Source organism: Cutibacterium namnetense (assembly GCF_001642025.1).
Lineage (GTDB): Bacteria > Actinomycetota > Actinomycetes > Propionibacteriales > Propionibacteriaceae > Cutibacterium > Cutibacterium namnetense.
Window position 1 is genome coordinate 409,727 of the sequence record NZ_LWHO01000003.1, and the last position, 24,073, is coordinate 433,799.

The 24,073-nt window shown below is 58.0% G+C and carries 16 protein-coding genes and 1 pseudogene; 15 read left to right on the forward strand and 2 right to left on the reverse strand.

Features of this window, described 5'->3' with window-relative positions; translation table 11 throughout:
• The first annotated feature begins 116 nt into the window (after positions 1-116).
• Genes gltB through pbp4b form a run of 4 tightly spaced genes read left to right on the forward strand, consistent with a single transcriptional unit; the run spans position 117 to position 8,594 of the window.
• Positions 117-4,640, forward strand: a complete 4,524-nt coding sequence (gene gltB, locus A5483_RS05510) for a glutamate synthase large subunit (protein WP_063811198.1) — start codon at positions 117-119, stop codon at positions 4,638-4,640.
• Positions 4,633-6,105, forward strand: coding sequence for a glutamate synthase subunit beta (locus tag A5483_RS05515; RefSeq protein ID WP_002548479.1), 1,473 nt, complete (start codon positions 4,633-4,635; stop codon positions 6,103-6,105). The genes gltB and A5483_RS05515 overlap by 8 nt, the downstream gene beginning before the upstream one ends.
• Positions 6,106-6,140: 35 nt before the next feature.
• On the forward strand, positions 6,141-6,470 hold the full coding sequence (locus tag A5483_RS05520) for a hypothetical protein (protein ID WP_042842592.1): 330 nt from the start codon (positions 6,141-6,143) through the stop codon (positions 6,468-6,470).
• Between the two features lie 9 nt (positions 6,471-6,479).
• Positions 6,480-8,594 carry a penicillin binding protein PBP4B gene (pbp4b, locus tag A5483_RS05525; protein WP_063811199.1) on the forward strand — a complete coding sequence of 705 codons (2,115 nt, stop codon included), beginning with the start codon at positions 6,480-6,482 and terminating at the stop codon, positions 8,592-8,594.
• Positions 8,595-8,686: 92 nt separating this feature from the next.
• Here pbp4b and A5483_RS05530 read toward each other — a convergent pair whose 3' ends face one another.
• Both A5483_RS05530 and A5483_RS05535 read right to left on the reverse strand, forming a co-directional pair.
• Positions 8,687-9,334: an HdeD family acid-resistance protein gene (locus A5483_RS05530; protein WP_063811200.1), complete on the reverse strand. Its 648-nt coding sequence runs from the start codon at positions 9,332-9,334 to the stop codon at positions 8,687-8,689.
• Between the two features lie 9 nt (positions 9,335-9,343).
• A complete protein-coding gene (locus A5483_RS05535; protein ID WP_042842591.1) occupies positions 9,344-10,225 on the reverse strand; it encodes a MurR/RpiR family transcriptional regulator in 882 nt (293 codons plus the stop codon).
• 117 nt (positions 10,226-10,342) lie between these two features.
• Here A5483_RS05535 and murQ point away from each other — a divergent pair, with 117 nt between their 5' ends.
• The 11 genes and pseudogenes from murQ (at position 10,343) to hisD (ending at position 24,056) form a co-directional block, all read left to right on the forward strand.
• Entirely contained in the window at positions 10,343-11,257 is a 915-nt protein-coding gene (gene murQ / locus A5483_RS05540; RefSeq protein WP_002548805.1) for an N-acetylmuramic acid 6-phosphate etherase, read from the forward strand.
• Between the two features lie 19 nt (positions 11,258-11,276).
• Positions 11,277-12,797 (forward strand): PTS transporter subunit EIIC, encoded by a 1,521-nt coding sequence (locus tag A5483_RS05545; protein ID WP_063811201.1) that lies wholly within the window; start codon positions 11,277-11,279, stop codon positions 12,795-12,797.
• A 73-nt stretch (positions 12,798-12,870) separates the two neighbouring features.
• On the forward strand, positions 12,871-13,809 hold the full coding sequence (locus A5483_RS05550) for an N-acetylglucosamine kinase (protein WP_002548463.1): 939 nt from the start codon (positions 12,871-12,873) through the stop codon (positions 13,807-13,809).
• Positions 13,809-14,819 (forward strand): hypothetical protein, encoded by a 1,011-nt coding sequence (locus A5483_RS05555; protein WP_063811202.1) that lies wholly within the window; start codon positions 13,809-13,811, stop codon positions 14,817-14,819. The genes A5483_RS05550 and A5483_RS05555 overlap by 1 nt, the downstream gene beginning before the upstream one ends.
• Positions 14,816-16,246 carry a glycoside hydrolase family 1 protein gene (locus A5483_RS05560; protein WP_063811203.1) on the forward strand — a complete coding sequence of 477 codons (1,431 nt, stop codon included), beginning with the start codon at positions 14,816-14,818 and terminating at the stop codon, positions 16,244-16,246. Before A5483_RS05555 ends, A5483_RS05560 begins: the two co-directional genes overlap by 4 nt.
• 27 nt (positions 16,247-16,273) lie before the next feature.
• Complete coding sequence (locus tag A5483_RS05565) at positions 16,274-16,585, forward strand: PTS sugar transporter subunit IIB (RefSeq protein WP_002548815.1); 312 nt, start codon at positions 16,274-16,276, stop codon at positions 16,583-16,585.
• Positions 16,582-17,854: pseudogene (locus A5483_RS05570) on the forward strand (PTS sugar transporter subunit IIC). The gene A5483_RS05565 and the pseudogene A5483_RS05570 overlap by 4 nt, the downstream one beginning before the upstream one ends.
• A gap of 3 nt (positions 17,855-17,857) precedes the next feature.
• Entirely contained in the window at positions 17,858-18,223 is a 366-nt protein-coding gene (locus tag A5483_RS05575; protein ID WP_042842588.1) for a PTS lactose/cellobiose transporter subunit IIA, read from the forward strand.
• A 385-nt stretch (positions 18,224-18,608) separates the two neighbouring features.
• Positions 18,609-22,181, forward strand: coding sequence for a DNA polymerase III subunit alpha (gene dnaE, locus A5483_RS05580; protein ID WP_063811204.1), 3,573 nt, complete (start codon positions 18,609-18,611; stop codon positions 22,179-22,181).
• The gene (locus A5483_RS05585) at positions 22,178-22,732 is read left to right on the forward strand and encodes a hypothetical protein (protein ID WP_063811205.1); all 555 of its coding nucleotides are present in this window, start codon (positions 22,178-22,180) and stop codon (positions 22,730-22,732) included. The genes dnaE and A5483_RS05585 overlap by 4 nt, the downstream gene beginning before the upstream one ends.
• Positions 22,733-22,736: 4 nt before the next feature.
• Entirely contained in the window at positions 22,737-24,056 is a 1,320-nt protein-coding gene (hisD, locus tag A5483_RS05590; protein WP_063811206.1) for a histidinol dehydrogenase, read from the forward strand.
• Positions 24,057-24,073: the final 17 nt, after the last annotated feature.

A 24,073-nucleotide genomic window follows, 5' to 3' on the forward strand; every position in this document is an offset into this window, starting at 1 on the left:
TGTCGCGATGGGTCCACGAATCGGACGCAGGTGTCAAGGCGTGATCGTTGTGTGACAGTCTGTCCCCGGTGCCTCTACCTATCGCGGCGCACCCGCCTCCGTCGAAAGGAGTACCGATGATCTTCGGCCATCACCCCCGACAGGGCCTCTACGACCCCCAATTCGAGCACGATGCTTGCGGAGTGGCCTTCGTGGCCACCATGACGGGTGTGGCCAGTCATAAGGTCGTGGAGCAGGGGCTTGAGGCGCTGCGTAACTTGGATCACCGTGGTGCCACTGGAGCCGATCCGGCCGCGGGGGATGGTGCCGGTATCCTCATCCAGGTTCCTGACGCTTTCCTCCGGCGGACTACCGGAATCCGGTTGCCGGAACCCGGTGCCTATGCGGTCGGGCTAGCCTTCATGCCCGTTGACGAGGCTAGGCGGGCTCGCGCCAGGGCTGCCATTGAACTCATCGCCGCTGATGAGGGCATCGAGGTATTGGGTTGGCGCGAAGTCCCCGTGCATACCCATACTCTTTCCCAGATTTCGTTGAGCACTATGCCTCATTTTGAGCACCTACTGATCCGGGCTCGGGATGGTCGTGTTGGCATGGATCTGGAGCGTGCGGCGTTCGTGCTGCGACGGCGTGCGCAGCACGAGGCTGGGGTGTATTTTGCTTCGCTCTCTTCGCGCACCCTCGTCTACAAGGGCATGCTGACGACTAATCAGCTCGAAGAGGTCTTCCCGGAACTCCATGACACGGATCTGTCTAGCGCTTTGGCGTTGGTTCATTCGCGGTTCTCGACTAACACCTTCCCCGCATGGGAACTGGCCCATCCGTACCGCCTGATCGCCCATAACGGCGAGATCAACACGGTGCGCGGTAACCGTAACTGGATGCAGGCTCGCGAAGCTCTGCTCCAGTCCGAGCTCATCCCGGGCGATTTGGCCCGTCTCTACCCGGTCTGCACCCCGTCTGGTTCGGACTCCGCCTCCTTCGACGAAGTTCTGGAGCTGCTTCACCTGGGTGGACGATCGCTGCCCCATGCCATCCTCATGATGATCCCAGAGGCATGGCAGAAAAACACCGAGATGCCCCAGGAACTGCGCGACTTCTACGAGTTCCACTCTTTTCTTATGGAGCCATGGGATGGTCCAGCTTGTGTCACCTTTACTGACGGTAACCAGATTGGTGCGGTGCTGGATCGCAACGGTTTGCGTCCGGCGCGCTACTGGGTGACCGACGACGGTCTTGTTGTCTTTGCCTCCGAGTCGGGGGTACTGGATTTGCCGGACTCTCACGTCGTCGAGAAGGGACGCCTCAAACCTGGTCGGATGTTCCTCGTCGACCTGACAGAGCATCGGGTTGTTGACGACTCCGAGATCAAGGCTCGACTGGCCTGCGCGAAGCCTTATGGCGAGTGGCTGGATCAGGGCCGCATTGAGCTTGACGCCCTGCCAGAGCGAACGCACATCGTTCACTCTCACGCGTCGGTGACTCGGCGTCAGCAACTGTTCGGGTATACCTCCGAGGAGCTTAAGGTGCTCATCGCACCCATGGCGAACCAGGGGGTCGAGGCCACCGGCGCGATGGGAACCGATACCCCGCTGGCCGTGCTATCCAACCGTCCTCGGATGCTCTGGGACTATTTCAGCCAGCTTTTCGCTCAGGTAACCAATCCGCCCTTGGACGCTATCCGCGAGGAGCTTGTCACTTCCCTGACGGGCACTATCGGCCCAGAGGCGAACCTACTTGAGCCCGGCCCAGAGTCATGTCGTCAGGTGGTCGTCAACTACCCGATCATCGATTCCGACCAGCTTGCCAAAATTATTCACATCGACGCTGACGGGGAGCACCCCGATCGCAAAACTCACGTAGTGAGGGGCCTCTTTGCTGTTGAGGAGGGTGGTGAGGGTCTGCGCCGCCGTATTGAAGAGATCCGTGCCGAGGTTTCAGAGGCTATTGCTGAGGGGGCTACCATCATCGTGCTCTCAGACCGCCACGCGACTCGCGAGCTGGCACCGATCCCGTCCCTGCTTCTCACGTCAGCTATCCACCATCACCTGGTGAGGGAGAAGACCCGTACCCGGGCCGGTCTCGTCGTCGAGGCTGGTGACGTTCGTGAAGTGCACCACGTTGCCCTTCTTATAGGCTACGGCGCCTCGGCCGTTAACCCGTACTTGCTCTTCGAGTCAGCCGAGGATATGGCCCGGCACGAGGTGTGGGTGTCTACTGATCCCGAAACCGCTATACATAACGTCTATAGGGCACTTGGCAAGGGCGTCCTGAAGACGATGAGCAAGATGGGTGTTTCCACCATCGCGTCGTATACCGGAGCCCAGATTTTCGAGGCCACCGGGTTATCGCAGGAATTCATTGACGAGTACTTTGCCGGGACGACGAGTCGTATCGAGGGGATTGGCCTGGCCGAGGTCGCTGAAGAAATCTTAGCTCGTCACCTCAGCGCCTATCCACAGACAGGGGTGCACCTGGCCCACCGCACTCTCAAACCTGGCGGCCACTATCAGTGGCGTCGGGAGGGGGAGCAGCATCTGGTCGATCCTGAGTCGATATTCCGGTTGCAATTGGCTGCGCGTACCAATGACTACGAGCAGTTCCGTCGCTACACCGACCACATCAACGACAACTCACGCCGACTCATGACCCTGCGATCCTTACTAGAGTTCCGTCATGATCGGCCGGCAGTCCCACTCGCGGAGGTCGAGCCAGCCTGCGAGATCGTCAAGAGGTTCTCCACCGGAGCTATGAGTTACGGCTCGATTTCCATGGAGGCGCACCAGACGCTGGCCATTGCGATGAACCGGATCGGAGGCAAGTCGAATACCGGGGAGGGCGGCGAGGACCCTGAGCGCCTCTATGATCCACAACGGCGTTCGGCTATCAAGCAGGTGGCGTCGGGACGATTCGGTGTGACCAGCGAGTACCTAGTCAATGCCGACGATATCCAGATCAAGATGGCTCAGGGAGCCAAACCGGGCGAGGGCGGCCAACTCCCCGGCCCGAAGGTCTATCCGTGGGTGGCTAGGACCCGTCACTCCACCCCAGGAGTCGGACTCATCTCCCCGCCTCCGCACCACGACATTTATTCCATCGAGGACCTCAAACAACTCATTCATGACCTCAAGTGCGCCAACCCTCGGGCTCGGATTCACGTCAAGTTAGTGGCCGAGACTGGTGTCGGCACTGTTGCTGCCGGCGTCTCGAAAGCCAAGGCCGACGTCGTGCTTATCTCGAGCCATGACGGCGGGACCGGTGCGGCTCCGCTGACTTCGATCAAGCACGCCGGTGGGCCCTGGGAGCTTGGCCTGGCTGAGGCTCAGCAGACCTTGCTGCTAAACGGTCTTCGTGACCGCATCGTGGTGCAGTGTGACGGTCAGCTCAAGACCGGACGCGACGTCGTCGTAGCCGCTTTGCTTGGCGCTGAGGAGTTCGGGTTTGCGACTACTGCGCTCATCGTCGAGGGATGCATCATGATGCGTAAGTGCCATACCGATACTTGCCCGGTAGGTGTGGCTACTCAAAATCCAGAGTTGCGTAAGAAATTCGCTGGTGATCCCGACCACGTCGTTAACTTCATGATGATGATGGCTGAGCAGACCCGTGAGATTCTCGCCGAGCTGGGTTTCCGCTCCATTGATGAGGCCGTTGGCCACGTTGAGGCGCTGGACACCCGCAAAGCCATCACACACTGGAAAGCTATGGGACTTGATCTTTCGCCGATACTGCATCAGGCGGAGCTTCCCGGAGGCTCCCCGCTGCGTCACGTTCGTGATCAGGATCATGACCTGCAGACGAGTCTCGATACGAAGCTCATTGATATGTGTGCTGAGGCTTTGACTAATGGCACCCCCGTCCGTCGCGAGGTCGCTATCCGCAATGTCGACCGCACTGTCGGAACTATGCTCGGTAGCCGTGTGACGGTTGCCACCCAGGGTAAGGGTCTTCCTGATAACACCATCGACCTCACCTTCATTGGTACTGCCGGGCAGAGCTTTGGTGCCTTCGTGCCGCGGGGCATGACGATGAGGCTCGTCGGTGACGCCAACGACTACGTTGGTAAGGGACTCTCCGGTGGCAGGGTGATCGTAGCTCCACCGCTGAATGTGCCGTTCCGGCCACGTGACCAGATTGTTGCCGGAAACGTCGTCGGCTACGGCGCCACTTCCGGTGAAATCTTCCTGCGTGGTCAGGTGGGTGAGAGGTTCTGCGTACGCAACTCGGGAGCCACTGCCGTTGTGGAGGGAGTCGGCGACCACGGTTGTGAATACATGACTGGGGGAGAGGCGCTGGTGCTTGGCGCCACTGGGCGGAACTTTGCCGCTGGCATGTCCGGCGGGGTGGCTTGGGTACGTCACCTCGATGTCAGCCGCCTCAACCCAGATATGGTCGACGCCCTATCGATGGACCAGGCCGATGTTGATCGGGTTATCGAGTTGCTGGAGCTGTACCAGGCCGAGACCGGGTCTACCCTCGCTGAGGAGATTCTGGCAGAAGGAGCTGACGGAATTCGCGACTCCTTTATGAAGGTGCTGCCGCGCGACTACGCCACGATGATGAAGGCCATGGTTGACGCTGAGGAGCGCGGCCTGGACGACGACGAGACGACCGAACTGCTCATGGAGGTGTCCCATGGCTGATCTGCACGGCTTTATGAAGGTGCCGCGACTGGAGGCGGAGCGTCGTCCGGTTGAGGAGCGTGTCCAAGACTGGAAAGAGGTCTACCCTGGTGGGCTTGGTCATGCTCTGCTGCCCATCATCACAGACCAGGCGAGCCGGTGTATGGACTGCGGTGTGCCCTTCTGTCATACCGGTTGTCCGTTGGGAAACCTCATTCCGGACTGGAACGACCTGATCTGGCGAGACGAATGGCGCGAGGCCCTTGACTGTCTGCAGGCCACCAACAACTTTCCAGAGTTCACTGGCCGACTCTGCCCTGCTCCTTGCGAGACAGCGTGTGTTGAAGGCATCAATCGCGACCCGGTGACGATTAAGAACGTTGAGGTCGCCATTATCGACAAGGCCTGGGAGGATCGCCGCGTCATTCCGGTGGTGCCTGAGTGGCACTCACTCAAGACGGCCGCGGTGGTCGGATCTGGCCCCGCGGGGCTGGCAGCTGCTCAGCAGCTCACCCGCGCCGGGCATACGGTAGTCGTCTATGAGCGTGACGACGCAGTCGGTGGGTTGATGCGTTATGGCATTCCGGACTTCAAGATGGAAAAATCGGTTCTTGATCGCCGGATTAAGCAGATGGTGTTGGAGGGCACCGTCTTCAAAACCAACACTGAGATCGGCGTCGATATCACCGGCGAGCAATTGCGCGAGCGGTTTGACGCCGTCATCTTGGCTACCGGTGCCACTGTTCCACGTATGCTGGATGCCCCAGGTATCGAGCTCGACGGGGTCTGCTACGCCATGGAGTACCTCACCCAGCAAAACCGGGTCGTGGCGGGGACCGAGGTGCCTAATCAGATTCGCGCTGACGGTAAGCACGTCGTCATCATTGGTGGTGGAGATACTGCCAACGACTGTGTGGGCACTGCAGTGCGTCAGGGTGCGGCCTCAATCACCCAGCTGCAGTACAACGCGGAGCCGCCGAAGGACCGTCCGGCTACCCAGCCCTGGCCAACGTATCCGCTCATCCTGCGGGTCTCCAGCTCCAATGAGGAGGGCGGCCAGCGAGTGTACTCGACCAATACCGTCGAGATCATTAGCAATGATCAGGGCCGTGTCAAAGCAGTTCGGGTGGTTTCAGGTCATCGCGACGAGAACCGGGTGTTTATTGCGGATGAGGGCAGCGAACATGACCTGCCGGCCGACCTAGTGATCTTCGCGATGGGATTCGCTCATCCGGAGCATGACGGAGTCGTCGCCGAGCTGGGGCTGGAACTCGACGGACGCGGCAATATCGTCAGAAACGATGCGTACGAGACCAATGTAGCGGGGGTATTCGCCTGCGGTGATGCTGGCCGCGGGCAGTCGCTTGTGGTGTGGGCTATCGCGGAGGGACGCGCGGCTGCTCATGGTGTTGATGCGTATCTCAACGGATCACCTTCGGTGCTACCGAAGCCGGTAAATCCGTCAGATCGTCAGATGATGGTGTGACCCCAGGGGATTTCATGGGCTCGACAGGAGGCGCTGTGCAGGAGGAAACTGCTGGGATGAACGATGACGAGGAGGATCTCGACTCGGCGATTCATCACGCCAAAGCGCTGACGTGGGTGTTCGTGGCACTTTTTATGGTGCTTGACGTTGTCGGCCTTACGGCAGCTAGCCAGAATGATCCGCGGTTCATCTTGGGGGCCTTTGGTGGGGCCGCGTCCTTCTTGGGCATCATCGGGGCTGGTGTGTGGTGGGCCTCCCTGGCTTCTCAGCGGAGGGCTCATGCCCTGGATGATCGTCTCGATCATGAACTCGGCGTCGCCGACGGTGCCAAGGGTCCTGAGCGACGTGAGCCGCCCGCTGACTAGTCTATCGTCATGACCGACCTTGTCAGACGCAGAACCGTGCTGGGTACCTTGATGACAGCGGTCGTCGCCGCGCCCTTGGCAGACCAGGCATCGCCGGCCTTCGGATCCGATACTCAGGACCTGACGATCCACCTCGTAGGTGCTCCGGCATCGAGCCGGGTGGAGGTCCGAAGCCTCGACGGTCGTATCCGTCGATATTCCACCCACGCGGAGCCTCTGTCACGGGCTGTTGTCGTGAGTGTCCCCTCACGCAGGTTCGCGGTGCGCATGGATTCAGGACGCTGGCGGTGGCTGGTCAGAGGCGATGCTGACCAAGTGTGGATCTTGCGCGACGGTGACTATGAGGATCCCGCCACATATCGATCTGCCCTGCTGGTCCCACCTGAAGGTGTGCAAGACATGGCTGGACGGCGTTGGATCAGCATCGACTGGTTGGCGAAGGCCGCCGGTTGGCCCCTGTCCAGGGGAACAGTTCCGTTCGATGGATTAGTTAGCGTTGCGTCAGACTTGCTGACCGTGCGACGCGGTGGCGACGTTGAGACTTTTGATACTCGACGCAATCTTCATGCCCGCAATTTTGAGGAGGAGTTCTTCCACAACGAGCCTCACCTCATGATCCAGCCAGTTGATGGGATGGTCGTTGACGGCCAGTACTGGCTCACCGTCGGTGTAGTGCGTCGGCTGTGGGATGTCAGATTGGTTCGGGTCGGTCATCAACTCATCGCTTTGCAGCGGATGCACGTTGGTTTTGACACCCTTGACGTCAGCCGGGACGTTGCCGCTGTGGGGTTTGACCAGTCGAAGTTGGCCGGGGTTGGCGCTTGGATCGATGACCAGGTTAAGGCCGGGTTTTCCGGAACGAGTGTGCTGGTCTGCCGCCACGGCCAGATTGCGTGGCGTCACCATGCCGGTCAGGCCTTCAAGTACTCCACCAAGGTCGTCAACCACAAGGTGCAGAAGGCGCGACTGCTACCCCCTGCCGAACAGATTCCCGTGACGGCCACGACTCGTTTCGACATCGCCTCCAATACCAAGATGTATGCAGTCAACTTGGCCCTTCAGATGCTTGTGGGCCAGGGAAAGATCGACCTGTCGCGTCGGGTGTGCACCTTTCCCGGTTGGGAGGCTTTCCGCGACGAGTCGACTGTTTACACCGGTTCATGGACGGTTGGCGGCCCCGGCGGGATCAAGAGCAGATTCACTGGCAAACAGACCATTCGAGTGGTCGACCTCATGCACCATCGGGGTGGGCTCGTTCCGGATCCGCAGTATCCCAGCGCGACCGTGGCTGGTGAGTTGTACCTGCAGAACCTCGATGACGTTTCGAACCGTGCTGACGTGATCGACCGGATTTGTCGCACACCTCTCATGTATGCACCGCACACCCAGAGGGCGTACAGCGACGTCGACTACATGATCCTTGGCTTGATCGTCGAGCAGATCGTCGGCAAACGCCTGGACGAATATCTCCAAGGCGGCGTTTACCGTCGTCTGGGACTCAAGCGGACTGGATTCCGGCCCCTTGACGTCAAGGTGTCTGCCGAACTCATCGCCGCGACCGAGCTGAACGGTAACACTCGCGACGGCACTGTCGACTTTGGCACCCGCCCTGATGGCAGCCCGGTGTTCATCCGTACCCAGACTATTCGTGGGCAGGTCCAGGACGAGAAGGCCTTTTACACCATGTCGGGGGTGTCGGGGCATGCCGGACTCTTCTCCACCGCTGACGATCTGGGGGTACTGCTGCAGTTAATGTCTAACGAGGGCATTTACCAGGGTCAAGAATACTTCCCGGCCGATGTGCAACGTCGATTTCTTACCCCTGATGGTGGTGACGCGACCTATGGACTGGGCTGGCGAACGAACGGGTACTACTACTTCCACGGCGGGCCGAGCAAGGCTGCCTTCGGACACACCGGCTGGACTGGGACCATCACGATGGTCGATCCGATACGTGATATCCAGATCGTGCTGCTGACGAATATGCGGCACAGTCCCGTCACCGAGCCACCGAACGGGTTTGCCGCTCAGTCTTTCCCCCTTGCGCACTATGCGGGGCTCATCTGTCGGGTGTACCAGGCATTGGCTGAAGATGGGAGAATCACGGATGTCGATGTGCCGTGACCAGAGCGCGCCGCGTCCTCGTCAAACCAGGACACACCGACCCCTCCTGTGTCCCGGCGCAGCAGCGCTGCGATTATCGGTGCATCAGATCATCACTTTAGTTCGCGATGGGTTGAAGCCTCAGGGCTATCAACGACGTCTCCTTCAATGACGGTATTGCGGGAATTGTTGCGCACCGCTGAGGAGATAGAATTCGTGATCTTGCGAACTCCTACCGCAATTGCGAGGTTGGCGAGGCCATAGAGCAGCACCCCGAGTGCTAGTAGCCAGCTCATGGCCACTACTCCGAATCCAGGATGGACCAGGATGACGATGCCCAGGACGAATAGACCGATGCCCCCGCCAAGCATCCAACCCCAGGCTTTCTGTGTGATGAGCCTCATCGGAAGGGCGAAAGCGGTAGCAGCTACGCCGAGGAGCACTAGCCACACCCCTATAAGGATGGCGATGACGTGTAGGGAGAATCCGGGATGAATGATGAGGATCAGGCCAATGATGATGCCGATGATGCCCCAGCCCCTCATGAGTCCAGTGCCGGCCATACCATGGAGGGCTTGGGCGTTGATGAGGGTCATGACGGAGTCGATGATGGCGTAAATGCCGACGATCACCACAAGGGCGGTCATCGTCTGGTGGGACCAGAGCACGGCCATTACTGCGGCAATGGTTGCGAGGATTCCTTTGGTGAGGGGAATCCACCAGATCGACTTCCAGGTCTTGCTGAGGGTCTGTGACGACATGCGTTAAGTCTACGTGAGGGGCTTTCGGTGTGTGCTTACTGCGGTTCGGGTGCTGGTCAGGAGAGTCTCGAGGTCATCCATGCATAGCTGCGCGACGCGCGCAAAAAGAAAGTCAACAACGGCTAGCTGGGACATACGGCTGGACATCGCACCGGCGCGGACCTGTGTTTCACGTGCTGAGGTGACGAGGACGTGGTCGGCAAGCCGCCCGACGGGGGAGTCAGGTAGACCCGTCATAGCAACGGTAGTAGCGCCGTGTTCTTGCGCGACGCTGAGAGCCTCAACAACTTCCTGGGTATCGCCGCTAAAAGAAATACCTAGGGCTACGCAGGAGTGCTTGCATAATGCGGCATGAACAAGCTGCATATGAGTGTCTTGGTGGTGCTGGCAAACAAGGCCAATACGTTCCAGCTTCTCGGATAGATCGCTTGCGACCAGACCGCTAGACCCGACCCCAAAGAGCGCCGTCCGCGGGGCGATAGAGATGGCACTCGCGACAGCTTCAAGCTCGTCGGCGTCGATAGCTCGCGCACTGTTCTCAATCGTGCGAGCCTCGTGGAACGCGATCTTCGTGATCATTTGGGTTAGAGAGTCGTCGAGGGTGATGGTGCCCTCAGCCACGGAGGATCTCTCCAACTCGAGGTTACGTAGAGACAGATCGCGCGCTAGCTCGGTGCGAAGCTGCCGGTAGCCACTCATCCCGAGGGCTCGGCAAAAACGCACGACAGATGCGGGGGAAACGCCAGCAGCCTCAGCAAGTTGGCTCGTCGAAGCGGCGAGTGTCCAGTCGGGCTCGGCCAGTACGATAGCGGCAACCTGGGCCTCTGCAGGACGCATGGTCGATCTGGCCATATCGATCCGGGGTAGCAGGCTGTCATTCATGTGAAACATCCTTCCATGAAAGATGGATTACGTGTACAGTCATTTCATGTCGTGAGGACGGTGTGGTCCTGGGGCATGGCATCGCAGACATGGAACCACGAAATCTCGGCTCGGGGAGGAAATTCCATGAACAGTCTGAGCAAACTTGCAACAACTGAAGGGAGGAACCCCGCCAGCGAGGGACTCGACCAGTTGTCAACCCTTGAGGTACTTCGCGTCATGAATGACGAGGACCACCGCGTCCCGGAAGCCATCGCTTCGCAGCTGCCAGATATCGCTGCCGTCGTCGAGGCTGCAGTAAAGGGTCTGTCAGCCGGAGGCCGGTTGATTTATGCCGGTGCCGGCACGAGCGGGCGGTTAGGTGTCCTCGATGCAGTGGAGTGCCCACCGACCTTCAGCACCAAGCCCACGATGGTGGTCGGCCTCATAGCAGGTGGACAGCAGGCGATGTTTCAGGCCGTGGAGGGAGCTGAGGATGATGCGGATCGTGGTGCTCAGGAGATGAACATGCTTCAGCCTGGACCCCATGACGTCGTCGTCGGTCTGGCAGCCTCGGGACGAACCCCCTGGGTTGTGGGAGCGGTGCGCGCGGCGAAAAGAGCTGGGGCGGTGACGGCCTCGGTGTGTTGCAATCGCCATGCGGTCATCAGCGACGAGGTGGATCTTCCGGTGGAAGTCGACGCTGGCCCTGAGGTTCTCACGGGATCGACTCGTCTCAAGGCAGGGACCGTGCAGAAGCTGGTCCTCAACATGGTCTCCACGGCCACCATGGTCGGATTAGGTAAGACGTACGGCAACCTTATGGTCGACGTCTGTCCGAGCAACGAGAAGCTACGACAGCGGGCCATGTCCATTGTCATGGCTGCCACGGGATGTTCTCGTGATGATGCCATTACGGCGCTGCACGAGTCTGGCGGTCATGCCAAGACGGCCATTGTCATGGTGCTGCTGGGAATGACTGCCGCGCAAGCTCGGGCCCGACTGGTGGAAGCAGGCGGAGCAGTCAGGGCCGCTATCGACGAGAATTACCTTCACCTGTGAGTCTTCCAGGGAGGAAGCCATGGACTACCACTCACTTGCGCAACGAATACTCGATCTTGCTGGCGGACCCGACAACATCCAGTCCTTTACCAATTGCATGACGCGGCTGCGTCTCGACCTCGTCCGGACGCAGACTGCTGACGCCGAGGCCATCAAGGAGCTGGACGGGGTCCTCGGAGTCGTCGAGGGCAAGCAGCTGCAGGTCGTAGTTGGGCCCGGGCATGCGGAAAGACTACGGACAGCCTTCGGTGAGGTCATGGGATCGGCGGGCTCAGCTCCTGCGACAGTCACAGATCCGACGGCGCAAGACGCATCGTGTAGTACCGCAAGGCGGGATGGCGATTCTGTGACGGCCCAGACAGAGCTCACTCGAGTGGCCCCAGAAGGTGATACAGATCTGGCCGTTCGCACCAAGAAAAAGGTGCGAAGCAAGCAAACATCGCGGGTGCATGCGATATTTCGTCACGTCGGGAATATCTTCGCCCCAATCATTCCAGGATTCATTGCCTGTGGATTAGTGAGCGCCATCTGCGGGATGTGGAAGGCGATCGATCCGACCGTCACCAGCGACGAGTGGTTTCTGGTTCTGGTTGGTCTGGGAGGTATCATTACTGCCTCGCTCAACCTCATTGTGGGCCACAACACGGCTCAAGAATTTGGTGGCAGTCCGATCTTAGGTTTCATCGCAGGCGGAGTTCCATATATGCCGGCTCTGGCTGGTAGGGCAGCAACAGACACGACAGCTGCTATTGCGGTGACGATCCCAATCTTCGGGGAGCTTCAGCCGGGGCTGGGAGGCGTCATCGGCGTCATGATCACCGCGTGGCTGTTCGCCGGCGTGGAAAAATGGTTGAGAAGAATCATCCCGGCTGTCCTTGAGCTCTTCCTTGTACCGGCAGTAACTCTGCTTCTCGGGGCTGCAGCGTCAATCTTCGTGATCATGCCGCTGCCATCCCTACTTATGAGGGGTCTTACCTGGCTGCTGGTCGATTTCGCGCTTGCCAAAGGTGGGATTATCGGCGGATTTATCCTCGCGACCCTATTTTTACCCATGGTGATGTTGGGCATCCATCAGGGGCTTACCCCAATTCATGCTCAACTCATTGCCAATCATGGTTTCACCGAGCTACTTCCCATCCTCGCGATGGCGGGCGCCGGTCAGGTAGGAATGGCCGTCGCCATTCTCATGAAGACCAGAAAACCAAGGCTGCAGTCCGTGATTAAGAGTGCATTGCCGATTAGCATCCTTGGTGTGGGTGAGCCGCTGATTTACGGCGTCTCCTTACCATTGCTATACCCCTTTCTTACCGCATGTCTTGGCGGCGGCTTTGGAGGCGCTTTTGTAGCATGGGGAATGCAGCATTCCGGAGCATTTGGGTCCCAGGCCTTAGGGCTCTCGGGCTTGCTTATGGCGCCGGTGATTTCCAGCAGTGGATGGAGCTGGTATCTCGGTGGTTGGCTCATATCGGTAATCATGGGCGCTGTGCTTACTTTTCTATTCGGCTTCAGAGAGTCCATAGCCGACCGAATTATAGATTGACCGGCGAGGTGGTTTATCCGATAGGACTACGAACTGGTTGCATATTCATCGATAGCGAGAGAAAGACCAGAGTATGTGTTTCTTGGGTGTCGACATTGGTGGAACGAGTGTAAGGTCCCTCGTTACCGATGCAGGCGGGAGAGTACTAGGTTATCAACGATTTGCGCGCGTCAGTCGCCGCTCATTGTGGCAGGTTCTCAATGACTGTCTGAACGCTGTGTTGGCTGAATCTGCGGTTGCACATGTGGAAGCAGCTGTCATCGGTGCTGCAGGCGCTGGCTTGTCTGGCGGCCGTGATGTCTGCCAGAGCGTCGACAAAGCATTTCGCGCCACGGGTCTCGGTGTCGTCCCCCAGGTGGTGACCGATATCGAGATTGCTTACTGGTCTGCTGCAACTTCGGGTGATGGGTCCATTCTCGTGGCAGGCACCGGGGCGATAGCCGGTCGCTTCTCAGAATGGCGTTGTGTCGATCGTCGAGATGGATCCGGATGGCTGTTGGGTGATTATGGCTCGGGTTACTGGATTGGGAGAAAAGCCTTGCGAGCCGCGACGGCGGACCTTGATGGGCGAGGCCCGAGTACCGCTATCACCCGCGGGGTTATCGAGGTTCTCGGATTGCCCGGTGGATGCACCGTTCAGGATCTCATTGGCGTGACGAAGGAGCTTCGGCCGGCAGACGTCGCAAGTTTTGCTCGCGTCGTACTGTCTGCCCGAAACGACAAGATCGCGTCGATCATTATGGCTGCCGCGGCATCAGAGTTGGTGACGACTGTGGCAAGCATCGGTGCTGAGCGCGTCATCCTGGCAGGAGGCTTGCTCGCGCCGAATGCCAGTCATTGCCAACAACCTAACGCGTTGCGGGCAATGGTGGAGGAATCGCTGGGCGGATGCAAATACGCGAGCTATCCGGTCGTCGGGGCATGTTGGGCGGCCGGCCGCGCAAGAGGTATCGAGCTGGACAAAGTTGATCTGCTCAATGCATTGGAGATGCGTTCGGATTCCAGGAGATGATGACGATGAAAACTGACAGGCCAATCACTCGCAGGGCCGTGCTATCAACAACGTGTGCTGCGACTTTGACAGCGATGATGAGTCCGGTTGTCACCGCAAAGGCCGAGGAAGATCTCGGCAGGCCAACGGTCGTGTGGCAGCAATGTGTCCGGAGGGCGTTAGGGCGTTTTCCGACCGGAGGTGGCTACCACACCGGCAGGGATATTCCGCCCGGTTTTCAGCAGACCGCGTGGACAGGGCTAGACCGTGCGGTTCGGGTCCGGGCGACTGGAGCATGCGTGGACCCTCGCTTCGCGACGCCGTCGTTCTGCTCCTCGGCCACGTATCTTCTCCTGCTGAAGAGCCTTGAACTCTACGAGAGAACCTGCGGTATCACGCCGCCGAGGCAAGAGTGGGAATACCTCAAGCCGTACACAGTGAAGAATAGGTCTTACCCGATCCAGACTGATGGAGTTGGTGCGTGGGGGCGTGCAAACGCCAACGGTCCAGGTGTGGCCGAATTGGTTCACGAATTAAAAATCGGTACCAACTTATATATTGGTACGGCTAGCGAGTACGAGAATCCATGGGATCGCAACGAGATATTCGCGAGTGTCCGCAGACTCGACTTCATGAAAATATTCTGGAATGACGAGATCGGGAAAGATGAACGTGGCCACATGGTGCTTGTCTTAGGGCGGTCGCGTCACTGTGACCGCTTCGGGCGCAGGGCGGGAACCATTCGCTACTGGTCATCCAATGGATCGCAGACTGACATCAATGGCGGTTATGGAATTCGGTGTGTCTGTGAAGACAAGATCCATCGCGCTGTCGTAACGCGAGTCAACCGACCCTGGAATCTGTGGAACACCGATGTGATGGGTCCTACCGACGTCTGCGCGCCGTTGGCTGAGATCGCTGCCGACAGGAGCATGGCTCCCGACGAGATGAGGCGACTGGTTGACGCTAAGAGCTATTGGCCGAGCCGGTCGGAGGGATCGCACGGTGCTAACGAGAGGTGCATGAGATGAAGCGCATTCTGTGGGGTGGGGCTACCGCTGCCAGTCAATATGAGGGTGGGTTCTACGATGGGAAGGGACTAGATACCCAAGACTGTCGTCGGTGGGTGCCGCGATTGTCAACCGATACGGTGCAAACGCGTCTTCTTACCGAGGCTGATGTACAGCGCGCGAAGAATTCATCTCCCGATGATTGCTCATTCCCATTCCGTATGGGCTCGCGAGGTTACGAATACTGGGAGTCGGACCTACACAATATTATGAGTCTAGGTTTGGACATATATCGGCTCTCGATTAGTTGGTCCCGCTTGTTTCCTACTGGTTTTGAGGAGCAGCCCAATCCGGAGGGTGTGGCGTACTATGACCGGATTATCCGGGCTCTAGTAAATGCCAAGATTAAAGTCTTCGTCACGATCAATCATTATGCGATTCCTATTGCGATCATCGACCGATACGGTGGCTGGCGGCACCGCGACGTGATTGACCTATACCTTAAGATGGCTAAATTTGTAGTCAACCGATGGCGGGACGATGTAGATTATTGGCTGCCAATAAACGAGATTAATTCCGGATATTTTAGTCCCTATAATGGACTCGGAATTATTGGATCTGACGACCGTAATTATGATTACGAATCTGTCTTTAATGGTCTCCACTACCAAATGGTAGCAAGTGCGCTAATCACAAAGTATGGTCATGAAACCGGAGTGCGGGGAAAATTTGTGTGCATGGTGAGCTGTTTTAACTATTATGCGCTCCACCCCAGGCCTGAGGACAACTTGAAGCTCGTTCACGACGAGCAGATCAACCAGTGGTGGTGTGCAGACGTACTTGCCACAGGTGAATACGGGTATTATGCAGAGAAGTTCTTGAATGATCATGGGGTAGTGCTCGACGTAACAGACAAGGACCGTGAGGCACTAATGTCACATACCTGTGACATCGTGTCGTTTTCGTACTATTCATCGTCAATCTGTAGCGTCGACGAAAAGCGTGAGCAAGTCCCCGGAAATCTGGTGGCGACATTGCGGAATCCCAGTTTGGAAACTACCGAGTGGGGATGGCAGATAGATCCTATCGGCTTGAGAATTGCGGCTCACAAATTCTTCGATCGGTATCGAAAGCCTGTAATGGTCGCCGAGAATGGCTTGGGTGCGCGCGATAATGTCGACTCTGACGGGCGAATTCGTGACGATTATAGAATATCTTATTTCGAGCGTCACATGGCGCAGGCTGAGCTTGCAGCTCGGGAGGGTGTTGATATAGAAGCGTACTTCGTTTGGGGCATTATTGATATCGTCAGCGCCGGTAGTTGTGAAATGGAGAAAAGGTACGGTGTCATCTATGTCGACGCAGATAACGAAGGGCGGGGAACGTACAGAAGATTGCCGAAAGATAGTTTCTATTGGTATCGCGACTTCATTGCCTCTCATAGGTGAGTGAATCACAATCAAGGAGGATTGGTCATGTCCAACGTTTTACTAGTTTGCTCTGGCGGTATGTCGAGTGCGATCGTTCTCAAGAATTTGGAAAAGGAATTTCAGAAGCTTGGCGAGCCGCTTCACGCTAAAGCTGTCGGGTCAGGGCAAGCGCAGGACGAGATATCGACAGGAGAGTGGGATCTTGTCTTGGTAGCTCCCCAGGTGCGAAACAGGTTGAAGACTTTTCAACAGTACGCCGATCAACGTGGAATATCGATTTGCGCGATTCCTCCGCTTGCCTACGGTCCGCTCGGTGGTTCGGAACTCGTAAAGACTGTCAAAGAACATCTCGGGTGATCAGCATGGAGAAGTTCTTTGACTTCTTGGATAGGAGAGTGGCTGGCCCGATGTCGATGGTATCGGAGCAGCGGCATATCCGGGCCATTCGGGACGGCGTTATTTCCGCTATCCCCTTCATTATTGCCGGTAGCTTTATTCTCATCATAGCAGCTCCGCCGGTGCCTGAAACATCGGGATTTGCTATGTGGGCGAAGAGCCACGCGGAACAGATTCTCGTTCCATACCGTATGACGTTTGGAATCATGTCCCTATATGTATGCTTTGGCGTCGGCTCAAGCCTTGCTCGTAGTTACGATCTTGATGGCCTCGCTGGTGGTCAACTTGGTGTCGCCGTATTTCTACTTAGTTTGACTCCAAAGACGTTTAAGGGCGGCATCTATTTGGCTCTCGATGGTCTAGGATCGAAAGGACTTTTTCCAGCAATGATCTTGGCGTTGCTGGCAGTCGAAGTGATGCGCGTCTGTTACAAGTATGACCTGACGTTCAAGATGCCAGAGCAGGTGCCAGAATCCGTCAGCAGATACTTTGGGGCGGTCGTTCCTACCTTCATCGTTATGGGTGTGATGGCTCTGGTATCTGTCGTTTTCAAGATTGATATCGTCGACGCCGTACAGCAAGGACTGTCGCCCCTAGTCAAAGCTGGCGACTCGTTGCCAGGAGTATTGGTGCCAGCCTTCCTAGTTGTCTTTCTATGGTTCTTCGGAATTAGCGGAGATTCCGTAGTTGGATCGGTTGCTAGGCCGGTGTGGTTGCAGTATCTGAGCGATAACGCGGATGCCGTGGCTGCCAGCACTCCGGCTCCTCATATTGCGCCGGAGACATTTTTTCAGTGGTTCGTCTCCATCGGGGGATCTGGGGCAACCATAGGCCTGGTTATTGCTGGATTTTTGGTCGGGAAAGCCAAGTACACGAAGTCAATCACGCGGGCGGTCGCAGTTCCAGCGCTATTCAACATCAGTGAACCGATCATGTTCGGTCTTCCTGTCATGATGAATCCGTTTTTTTATTGTTCCATTTCTGCTGACTCCATTGATCTTATGCGTGGTGACTTGGTTCGCCTTCCGCTGGGGATTTGTGACCTATATGGCCGTGCAACCTCCATGGACGTTGCCGGCTCCGATAGATGCGTTCTTAGCGACAGGTGGCGACTGGCGTGCCGTCATCCTGTGCCTGATGAATATATTAATCTCGACCGTCGTCTACTATCCGTTTATGAGGATGTATGACAGGGATCAACTCAAAAAAGAGCAATATGAAAAATGGTGACGCATGACGTCGGACTATAGGGGCGGTGACATGGATAGTGCGGCCGTGATGTCAGAGGTTGAAACCGCGATTTTCGCCATTATCACCAGTGCTGGCGAGGCGCGTGCGTCGCTGTACGAGGCTCTTGAGAAGGCACGGGCTGGACAGATGGTGGAGAGCCAACAATGCATGAGCCAGGCGGATATGCAGTTAAGGACAGCCCACGATGTGCAGACCGACCTCATCACGCGTGATCTCAACGGCTCGCTGCCGATGTCGCTTCTGCTCGTCCATGCCCAAGATCAGTTGATGACGACGATGTCAGAACAATCTCTCATTGAACAAATGATTTTGTTAATTCGTGACATGGAGGTGAAGCGCGGGAAGTGAGTACTCGGTCATCGTGAACGTGATCTTTGGGATATCGCCGCCTGCCTTCGTGTGGTGAGCGGGTATGCGGCGCAGCCCAGGTTGCTGATCGATAACGTGAACGCGATGCGAGGGCCAGTCTGCCGATCGTCAGGTATAGATATCCGGGGGCTAGGCGCAGCGCCACGGCATGATGATCTGCCTGCGGATGCGAGCCGGCCTCGTTACGTTGGGCACGGGATGGTTCCACGCATGCTCTCCCCGTCATCCCACCGAGTAGTACGACATACCTACCGCTCGTGCCGGGGTCGCATCGGGGATGATCCGAGGTGTCGTTGGTGCCGACTACTCTGTCCTGGTCGGCACGATCCCAAGTGCTTGGGGTCGGAATGTGAAAGGAGTGCCTGTGGCCCGTTCCGACTTCGTTCACCTCCACACCCACACCGAGTACTCGATGCTGGATGGCGCTGCCAGCAACGAGAAGCTTTTTGCTGAGGTGGCGCGTCAGGGGATGCCTGCGGTCGCGATGACCGATCACGGGAATATGTTCGGCGCTTACGAGTTCTTCCAGATTTCTAAGAAGTACGATGGGGGCGAAAACCCTCTCGTCAAGCCGATCATTGGTATCGAGGCGTACGTCGCCCCGAGCACCCGCAAGTCACGGGTACAGGAGTTTTGGGGGACCTCCCGTGATGCCGGCGATCCAGACGCTGAGGGTGGCAAGGATGTCTCTGGTGGCGGTCGGTACACCCATATGACGATGTGGGCGAAGGATGCCGAGGGCCTGCATAACCTTTTCCGGCTCTCTTCCCTGGCGTCCTATGAGGGCTACTACATGAAGCCGCGTATGGACCGCGAGCTCATGGCTCAGTACCCCGGTGGCATCATCGCTTCGACTGGCTGCCCATCGGGCGAGGTACAGACTCGACTGCGCCTCGGGCAGTTTGAGGAGGCTTGCCAAGCCGCGTCCGATTATCGGGACATCTTTGGCCGCGAAAACTACTTCTGTGAGTTGATGGACCATGGTGTTCCGATCGAAAAGCAGGTGAGGTCCGATCTGCTGAAGTTGGCGAAGAAGCTGGACATTCCGCTACTGGTCACGAACGATTCCCACTACGTCACTGAGGATCAGGCCGACGCCCATGATTCTTTGCTGTGTGTTGGTGTGGGCCGAAACAAGGACGATCCCAACCGTTTCCGGTTCAACGGTTCCGGCTACTACATCAAGTCCTCCGAGCAGATGCGGGCGCTGTTCCCCGATCATCCGGAGGCCTGTGACAACACCTTGCTGCTCACCGAGATGATCGGTTCTTATGACGAGGTGTTTAAACACGTCGATCGGATGCCGCAGTTCGACGTTCCTGAGGGGGAGACCCAGGAGTCCTGGCTGCGCAAGAAGCTCCAGGAAGGACTCGACGAGAAGTTCGGTCCGAATCCTCCTCAGGAGGTCCTAGAGCGTCTGGAGACGGAGCTATCGGTCATCGAACCGCTGGGATTCTCCTCCTATTTCCTCGTCGTCTCCGATATCTGCAACGCTGCGCGTTCCATGGGGGTGCCCGTGGGGCCCGGACGTGGGTCGGCGGCTGGTTCTCTGGTGGCTTACCTGACTGGCATTATCGCGATTAACCCGCTGGAGCACGGCCTACTGTTCGAGAGGTTCCTCAACCCGGAGCGTGTCAACCCGCCCGATATCGACCTTGATTTCGATGATCGTCAGCGCGACAAGGTCATTGATTACGTCACACATAAGTATGGCGCCGAGTACACCAGCCAGGTCAACACCTTCGGCAAGATCAAGGCAAAGGCCGCTGTCAAAGACGCTAACCGTATTCTCGGCTACCCCTTCGCTCTCGGTGACAAGATCACCAAAGCCATGCCCCCCGACGTCATGGGTAAGGGCGTTCCATTGGACAAGATCTTTGATCCCTCTCACGAGAGGTATGGCGAGGGCCAGGAGTTCCGCCAGTTGGTGGCAGATAACCCTGACGTAGCAAAAGTTGTCGAGACCGCCAAGGGTCTCGAGGGTCTGATTCGAGGCACCGGAGTGCACGCCTGTGCCTTCATCCTGTCCAGCGCCCCACTGCTCGACCTCGTGCCGATGCACAAGCGCGACAAGGACGGCATGATCATCGCCGGCTTTGCGTATCCCCAGCTCGAGGAGATGGGGCTCATGAAGATGGACTTCCTGGGCTTGCGCAACCTCGGCATCATGGATCACTGCATCAAGATCATTAAGGACAACCGTGGGATCGATGTTGATCTCAAGGATCTCGCTCTTGATGACAAGACAACCTACGAGATGTTGGCCCGCGGCGACACCCTAGGCGTATTCCAGCTTGATGGTACGGCCATGCGGTCGTTGCTGCGACTCATGGGTCCGACGTGCTTCGACGACATCGTCGCCGTGCTGGCTCTGTATCGCCCGGGTCCGATGGGTGCTAATGCGCATATCGCCTATGCCCAGCGTAAGAACAACCGGGAACCGATCGTTCCGATCCATCCCGAGCTTAAAGAAGACCTTGACGAGATTCTTGCTCCCACGTACCACCTCATTGTGTACCAGGAACAGATCATGTCGATCGCCCGAAAGCTTGCTGGATATACCCTGGGTGGTGCCGACCTGTTGCGCCGAGCAATGGGTAAGAAAAAGAAGCACATCCTGGAGGAGAACTTCATCCCCTTCCAGGCAGGTATGCGTGAACACGGTTACTCCGACGACGCCATCCAGACCTTGTGGGACGTCATGGTCCCCTTCGCCGGATACGCCTTTAACAAATCCCACGCTGCTGGTTATGGACTTGTCTCGTATTGGACGGCGTACCTCAAGGCTAACTACCCGGCTGAGTACGGTGCTGCTCTGCTGACGAGCGTCGGTGACGATAAAGACAAGATGGCGATGTACCTGGCCGATATGCGTGCCCAGCACATCAACGTCCTTCCCCCCGACGTCAACGCATCCTCCCTTGAGTTCACCGCTGTCGGTGAGGATATTCGGTTCGGTCTGGGGGCCGTCCGAAATGTCGGGGCTAATGCGGTAGCCGAGATTATCCGCGCCCGAGAAGAGAACGGTCCTGCTCCGGACTTCTTCACCTTCCTCGACCAGGTCAGCCTGGCAGTATGTAATAAGAGGCTCATCGAGTCTCTCATTAAGGCTGGTGCCTTCGACTCCATGGGTCATTCTCGGCGCGGACTCATGGCTGTCTACGAGCAGGCCGTCGACGCTGTCATCGACATCAAGCGCAACCAGGCCAATGGTCAGGACGATCTGTTCGGTATGGGCGATGACTCCCAGCCCACCCAGATGGGGGTCGAGAGAGTTGTTCCCGACGACGATTGGGATCGCAGCACCAAGCTCGCCTTCGAACGCGAGATGCTCGGCCTGTATGTGTCGGACCATCCGCTGCGTGGACTCGAAGCGGCTCTGGAAGCTGAAGCAGATATTTCGGTGGCGGAACTGGTCAATCCTGAGGCCCATCACGAGGGTCGCTACACCATCGTCGGCATGGTCACCCAAATCGTGCGGCGTACGACCAAGAATGGTGACATTTGGGCCTCGATAACCCTGGAAGACCTCGATGCGTCCATCACGGTCGCTTGCTTCCCGAAGGTCTATCAGCGAGTGGAACCTTTACTAGCGGTGGACAGCATCCTGAAGGTACGCGGCTTCGCCCGGGAACGCGATGAGACGGTTGAAATGTCGGCCAACGACGTTTGGTTGCTTGATCTTACTGACGCTAGCGATGCACCGATGACTATCGATATGCGTCGCGGACGCTGCACTCGCGGCACGATCGAGGAGCTGCGCGGGGTGCTGCGCAACCATCCAGGTAGTTCCGAGGTGAGGTTGCGGCTCATCGACGGCAAAGTGACAACAACGTTCCGACTCGCCGACGAACTCAAGGTCACTCAAGGCCAGTCGCTCATGGCGGACCTCAAGGCTTTGCTCGGCCCCTCGTGCGTTCCCAGGAGGCAGCAATGAATGAGACGACTCGCGCAGGTGGCCTTGCGATTCTCCGGCTGAGCTTGCTCGTGATGGCGATCGGGATCGTCCTTGGGGGACTGGCTGCTCCGCTATGGCACTCAATGGTGACCTTGCCGACGTACACCGTCGGCTCTGATGGTGCGGCTTCAACGACAGAAAAGGGCCTCACCCAAGTGTTCTCGACTGACGCTATGTACTGCCTCATCGGGCTGGTGGTGGGCCTCATCATTGGTTGCCTGAGCTGGGTACTCATGCGGCGGCGGGGTGCCTGGGGCGTCTTAGCCGCCGGAATTTCGGCATGCCTGTCTGCACTGGCGTGCTGGTGGGTGGGCGTTCTCATCGGTCCGGATTCGTTTGCTGAACGGATTGCCTCAGCTAAGTCCGGGGAGGTTGTGCCGGTCGATTTCGCTCTTCATACCTGGGTGGCAGTCCTGGTATGGCTGCTTGTCGCTATGGTGCCCATGCTCATCGCTTCCCTGGTAACGGGCAGGCGTGGCGCTTCGCGGACTGGACGCGCAAAGGCGTCGACTGAGGCGTCATTAGACTGATGGTGTGCTGAGAATCGTCGATGTAACCAGTGAGGCCACTGCCGACCTGCGTCGTGCCGTGCCCCGCGCTGACTTCGATGTTGATGCGGCGATGGCGGCCGTCATTCCTGTCTGCTCCGCGGTGAGGGATCGGGGCGTTGAGGCACTACACGAGTACAGTGAGAAATTCGACCATGTGGTTCCCGAGCATCTGCGTGTTCCAGCCGAGGCTCTCGCCGCGGCAGCCGCGAACCTTGACGGCACCTTGCGTCAGGCCTTCAACGAGTCCATTCGACGTCGCCGTCAGGTATGTCAGGAAGCTGAAGTGGAGACGTCCTCTCAACCGGTTGAGGTCGCAACTGGCGCGCGAGTGAGCCAGCGTATCGTCCCGGTTGGGCGGGTAGGCCTCTACGTTCCGGGCGGGTTCGCTCCGTTGGCGTCGTCGGTCATCATGAACGTAGTTCCTGCGCAGCAGGCCGGTGTCTCGTCTATCGCGGTGGCATCCCCACCTCAGTCGGAGTTTGGTGGGTTGCCGCACCCTAACATCCTGGCCCTGTGCCAGCTACTGGGTGTCGATGAGGTCTACGCCGTGGGCGGTGCCCAGGCGATTGCCATGTTCGCTCACGGTGTTACGGGCCCTGATGAGGCAGATTCGTGCCCGCGTGTCGACATGGTTACCGGTCCGGGAAACATCTACGTAGTGGCCGCGAAGCGCTACCTCCGTGGCACCGTCGGCATTGATTCGGAGGCTGGGCCCACCGAAATTGCCATCTTGGCTGATGAGACTGCCGACCCGCGTCACGTTGCCGCCGATCTGATGAGCCAGGCTGAGCATGACACGCTGGCAGCGGCAGTGCTTGTTACAAACTCCACCACGCTGGCTGAAGCGGTGCAGCGAGAACTTGCCTCGATGGTCGATGACACCTTGCATTCCGAGCGCATCCGCACCTCGCTGACATCTAAGCAATCGGCGATCGTCATGGTGCGCGACATTGATCAGGGCCTCGAAGTGGTCAACACTTATGCTGCCGAGCACCTCGAGATTCAGACGGCTGATGCTGCCGCAGTCGCTGCTCGAGTCCGCAACGCTGGCGCGATTTTCGTCGGCCCGTGGGCGCCGGTCTCCCTGGGGGACTACTCAGCCGGATCCACTCACGTCCTTCCCACGGCAGGGGCAGCCTGCCATTCGTCTGGTCTGTCGGTGCGTTCTTTCATGCGGGCCGTCCACGTCATCGACTACACCGAGGACGCCCTACTTGAACTGGCCGACTCCGTTGAGACTTTCGCCTTGGCGGAGAATTTACCCGGCCATGCCAATGCCATTACTGTGAGGAGGTCACGTTGACTCAGCGTCGACAGACC